The organism is Variovorax sp. P4_B11 (genome assembly GCF_056402355.1).
Map to the genome: position 1 here is coordinate 1 of NZ_JBFUHO010000130.1, position 5,788 is coordinate 5,788.

Annotated in this window: 2 tRNA genes and 3 rRNA genes; all 5 read left to right on the forward strand. The window is 51.4% G+C overall.

Features of this window, described 5'->3' with window-relative positions:
* Positions 1 to 414 precede the first annotated feature (414 nt).
* Positions 415 to 1,949: ribosomal RNA gene (locus AC1DYD_RS41010) — 16S ribosomal RNA — on the forward strand.
* A gap of 70 nt (positions 1,950 to 2,019) precedes the next feature.
* Positions 2,020 to 2,096 (forward strand) — tRNA-Ile (locus AC1DYD_RS41015).
* Positions 2,097 to 2,144: 48 nt separating this feature from the next.
* Positions 2,145 to 2,220, forward strand: a tRNA-Ala gene (locus AC1DYD_RS41020).
* Between the two features lie 346 nt (positions 2,221 to 2,566).
* Positions 2,567 to 5,441, forward strand: a 23S ribosomal RNA gene (locus AC1DYD_RS41025).
* A 124-nt stretch (positions 5,442 to 5,565) separates the two neighbouring features.
* A 5S ribosomal RNA gene (gene rrf, locus AC1DYD_RS41030) occupies positions 5,566 to 5,678 on the forward strand.
* Together the 16S, 23S and 5S rRNA genes with 2 tRNA genes alongside form the textbook arrangement of a ribosomal RNA operon.
* The last annotated feature ends 110 nt before the right edge of the window (positions 5,679 to 5,788 follow it).

The window sequence follows — 5,788 nt, forward strand, 5'->3', positions numbered from 1 at the left end:
GGTGCGGTGATCGAAGCAGACGGCGGGGGAAGAAAAAAGCCTACGGGTTTGACGAAGTTCTAAAAACTGTGTCATAATCGAAGGCTCCGCAGAAAACGGTGATTGCAGTGACTTCCGAGTGAAGTTGATTGCAAGAGTCGAAGAAAGCGAAAAAAGTTTGCCGGTTCTTAAAAAACCGTGTCATAATCGAAGGCTCCGCTGATCGCAGCGAAGCAAGCGTAAAACAAGAAGTTGTTTTGCGGTGATCGTTAAAAATATACAGCCGATAAGCGTGGGCGTTTGAGGCGAATGGCTAAGTTCTTCGGAACAAAGTCTTCAAGACTTTAAACGCTCATGAGAATAGAAGTGAAGTTCACTTCAATTCCGTTTTTGTGAGTTTTGTCTGACCGCGAGGTTGGACGCAAAATCAAGATCGAACTATAGAGTTTGATCCTGGCTCAGATTGAACGCTGGCGGCATGCCTTACACATGCAAGTCGAACGGCAGCGCGGGAGCAATCCTGGCGGCGAGTGGCGAACGGGTGAGTAATACATCGGAACGTGCCCAATCGTGGGGGATAACGCAGCGAAAGCTGTGCTAATACCGCATAAGATCTACGGATGAAAGCAGGGGATCGCAAGACCTTGCGCGAATGGAGCGGCCGATGGCAGATTAGGTAGTTGGTGAGGTAAAGGCTCACCAAGCCTTCGATCTGTAGCTGGTCTGAGAGGACGACCAGCCACACTGGGACTGAGACACGGCCCAGACTCCTACGGGAGGCAGCAGTGGGGAATTTTGGACAATGGGCGCAAGCCTGATCCAGCCATGCCGCGTGCAGGATGAAGGCCTTCGGGTTGTAAACTGCTTTTGTACGGAACGAAAAGGTTCTTTCTAATAAAGAGAGCTCATGACGGTACCGTAAGAATAAGCACCGGCTAACTACGTGCCAGCAGCCGCGGTAATACGTAGGGTGCAAGCGTTAATCGGAATTACTGGGCGTAAAGCGTGCGCAGGCGGTTATGTAAGACAGTTGTGAAATCCCCGGGCTCAACCTGGGAACTGCATCTGTGACTGCATAGCTAGAGTACGGTAGAGGGGGATGGAATTCCGCGTGTAGCAGTGAAATGCGTAGATATGCGGAGGAACACCGATGGCGAAGGCAATCCCCTGGACCTGTACTGACGCTCATGCACGAAAGCGTGGGGAGCAAACAGGATTAGATACCCTGGTAGTCCACGCCCTAAACGATGTCAACTGGTTGTTGGGTCTTCACTGACTCAGTAACGAAGCTAACGCGTGAAGTTGACCGCCTGGGGAGTACGGCCGCAAGGTTGAAACTCAAAGGAATTGACGGGGACCCGCACAAGCGGTGGATGATGTGGTTTAATTCGATGCAACGCGAAAAACCTTACCCACCTTTGACATGTACGGAATTTGCCAGAGATGGCTTAGTGCTCGAAAGAGAACCGTAACACAGGTGCTGCATGGCTGTCGTCAGCTCGTGTCGTGAGATGTTGGGTTAAGTCCCGCAACGAGCGCAACCCTTGTCATTAGTTGCTACATTTAGTTGGGCACTCTAGTGAGACTGCCGGTGACAAACCGGAGGAAGGTGGGGATGACGTCAAGTCCTCATGGCCCTTATAGGTGGGGCTACACACGTCATACAATGGCTGGTACAAAGGGTTGCCAACCCGCGAGGGGGAGCTAATCCCATAAAACCAGTCGTAGTCCGGATCGCAGTCTGCAACTCGACTGCGTGAAGTCGGAATCGCTAGTAATCGTGGATCAGAATGTCACGGTGAATACGTTCCCGGGTCTTGTACACACCGCCCGTCACACCATGGGAGCGGGTTCTGCCAGAAGTAGTTAGCCTAACCGCAAGGAGGGCGATTACCACGGCAGGGTTCGTGACTGGGGTGAAGTCGTAACAAGGTAGCCGTATCGGAAGGTGCGGCTGGATCACCTCCTTTCTGGAAATAAAGCTGTTCAAGCTGAACGCCCACACTTATCGGTTGTTGGATGAAGTCGAGTGATCGACATGGGTCTGTAGCTCAGCTGGTTAGAGCACCGTCTTGATAAGGCGGGGGTCGTTGGTTCGAGCCCAACTAGACCCACCAAAATTCTTCCAATGGTCATGGCGCAGGTTGCGTCAGATGTGAGGACCCGGGGGATTAGCTCAGCTGGGAGAGCACCTGCTTTGCAAGCAGGGGGTCGTCGGTTCGATCCCGTCATCCTCCACCACTTCTCTGGGTCGCGACGCTGGCCCGCGAGAACCACGACGATACTTATACTCAACACCAAAGCTGCTTTGAAAGAGGCATCTTTGTTGTTGATCAAGATCTCTTGATCAATCGGCTGTTCTTTAAAAATTCATAGAGTCGAATCAGCGTTGCTGATGGAAACCGCACATTCGTAAAGGTTTAGTGCGGACCGTGCCATCAGCGACATGAATTTTTGATTGCGTCAAATATGAACTTCAATTTCGARKMAAMTYGAAAGTATGAAGTACGGCATAACGCGCCAGGTGAAAGACCTGGCAATTCCTTGATGTRATTTTGGTTTCTGTGAAGAAACGTCAAAGTTATAGGGTCAAGTGAATAAGAGCACGTGGTGGATGCCTTGGCGATGATAGGCGACGAAGGACGTGATAGCCTGCGATAAGCTTCGGGGAGCTGGCAAATTAGCTTTGATCCGGAGATTTCCGAATGGGGAAACCCACCTGCAAAGGTATCGCATGCTGAATACATAGGCATGCGAGGCGAACCGGGTGAACTGAAACATCTCAGTAGCTCGAGGAAAAGACATCAACCGAGATTCCGAAAGTAGTGGCGAGCGAAATCGGAGAAGCCTGTTAGTGATAGCACAAGACATAACGGAACAGTTTGGAAAGACTGGCCATAGCGGGTGATAGCCCCGTACGTGAAATGACCTGTGTGGTACTGAGCTAACGACAAGTAGGGCGGGACACGAGAAATCCTGTCTGAACATGGGGGGACCATCCTCCAAGGCTAAATACTCATCATCGACCGATAGTGAACTAGTACCGTGAGGGAAAGGCGAAAAGAACCCCGGGAGGGGAGTGAAATAGATCCTGAAACCGCGTGCTTACAAAAAGTAGGAGCCTCGTAAGGGGTGACTGCGTACCTTTTGTATAATGGGTCAGCGACTTACATTCAGTGGCAAGGTTAACCGAATAGGGAAGCCGTAGAGAAATCGAGTCCGAATAGGGCGATCAGTCGCTGGGTGTAGACCCGAAACCAAGTGATCTATCCATGGCCAGGATGAAGGTGCCGTAACAGGTACTGGAGGTCCGAACCGACTAGTGTTGCAAAACTAGCGGATGAGCTGTGGATAGGGGTGAAAGGCTAAACAAACTTGGAAATAGCTGGTTCTCTCCGAAAACTATTTAGGTAGTGCCTCAAGTATTACCGTCGGGGGTAGAGCACTGTTTTGGCTAGGGGGTCATGGCGACTTACCAAACCAAGGCAAACTCCGAATACCGACGAGTACAGCTTGGGAGACAGAGCACCGGGTGCTAACGTCCGGACTCAAGAGGGAAACAACCCAGACCGCCAGCTAAGGTCCCTAAAATTGGCTAAGTGGGAAACGAAGTGGGAAGGCTAAAACAGTCAGGATGTTGGCTTAGAAGCAGCCATCATTTAAAGAAAGCGTAATAGCTCACTGATCGAGTCGTCCTGCGCGGAAGATGTAACGGGGCTAAGCCAGTTACCGAAGCTGCGGATTTGCAATTTATTGCAAGTGGTAGGAGAGCGTTCTGTAAGCCTGTGAAGGTGCGTTGTAAAGCGTGCTGGAGGTATCAGAAGTGCGAATGCTGACATGAGTAGCGTTAAAGGGGGTGAAAAGCCCCCTCGCCGTAAGCGCAAGGTTTTCTACGCAACGTTCATCGGCGTAGAGTGAGTCGGCCCCTAAGGCGAGGCAGAGATGCGTAGCTGATGGGAAACAGGTCAATATTCCTGTACCGATGTGTAGTGCGATGTGGGGACGGATCTTAATAGGTCATCCGGGTGTTGGATATCCCGGTTTAGTGGGAAGTAGGCGATGGGTAGGCAAATCCGCCCGTCATATACCGAGGCCCATGATCGAGCCAGCTTGCTGGTGAAGTGACTGAACGAGGTTCCAGGAAAAGCCACTAAGCTTCAGCTACACACGACCGTACCGCAAACCGACACTGGTGCGCGAGATGAGTATTCTAAGGCGCTTGAGAGAACTCAGGAGAAGGAACTCGGCAAATTGACACCGTAACTTCGGAAGAAGGTGTGCCCTATTAGTGTGAAGTGAACAACGGAGCATGAATGGGTTGCAAAAAATCGGTGGCTGCGACTGTTTATTAAAAACACAGCACTCTGCAAACACGAAAGTGGACGTATAGGGTGTGACGCCTGCCCGGTGCTGGAAGATTAAATGATGGGGTGCAAGCTCTTGATTGAAGTCCCAGTAAACGGCGGCCGTAACTATAACGGTCCTAAGGTAGCGAAATTCCTTGTCGGGTAAGTTCCGACCTGCACGAATGGCGTAACGATGGCCACACTGTCTCCTCCTGAGACTCAGCGAAGTTGAAATGTTTGTGATGATGCAATCTCCCCGCGGAAAGACGGAAAGACCCCATGAACCTTTACTGTAGCTTTGTATTGGACTTTGAACAGATCTGTGTAGGATAGGTGGGAGGCTTTGAAGCAGGGTCGCTAGATCTTGTGGAGCCAACGTTGAAATACCACCCTGGTGTGTTTGAGGTTCTAACCTAGGTCCATTATCTGGATCGGGGACAGTGCATGGTAGGCAGTTTGACTGGGGCGGTCTCCTCCCAAAGCGTAACGGAGGAGTTCGAAGGTACGCTAGTTACGGTCGGACATCGTGACGATAGTGCAATGGCATAAGCGTGCTTAACTGCGAGACTGACAAGTCGAGCAGATGCGAAAGCAGGACATAGTGATCCGGTGGTTCTGTATGGAAGGGCCATCGCTCAACGGATAAAAGGTACTCTGGGGATAACAGGCTGATACCGCCCAAGAGTTCATATCGACGGCGGTGTTTGGCACCTCGATGTCGGCTCATCTCATCCTGGGGCTGTAGCCGGTCCCAAGGGTATGGCTGTTCGCCATTTAAAGAGGTACGTGAGCTGGGTTTAAAACGTCGTGAGACAGTTTGGTCCCTATCTTCCGTGGGCGCTGCAGATTTGAGGAAGCCTGCTCCTAGTACGAGAGGACCGGAGTGGACACACCTCTGGTGTATCGGTTGTCACGCCAGTGGCATTGCCGAGTAGCTAAGTGTGGAAGAGATAACCGCTGAAAGCATCTAAGCGGGAAACTCGTTTCAAGATGAGATCTGCCGGGGCCTTGAGCCCCCTAAAGAGTCGTTCAAGACCAGGACGTTGATAGGTCAGGTGTGGAAGCGCAGTAATGCGTTAAGCTAACTGATACTAATTGCTCGTGCGGCTTGACCCTATAACTTTGATCTACGATCAAGGTGTTATGCCAAGTTGACGCATTCAAAACAATTCAAATACAAGCTGATTCCAGACTCTATGAATTCGTTGTGCTGACCCAGTCAGCACGACAACCCTTTATGCCTGATGACCATAGCGAGGTGGTCCCACTCCTTCCCATCCCGAACAGGACAGTGAAACGCCTCAGCGCCGATGATAGTGCGGGTTCCCGTGTGAAAGTAGGTCATCGTCAGGCTCTTACAGCCCAAATCGCCCAGCCCCTCAAAAGGCTGGGCGCTTTGCTTTGTGCGCCGCTCCCTTCAGCTATTGCGAATATGCGATCCGTCGCAGCTCGCGGCGCCAGCC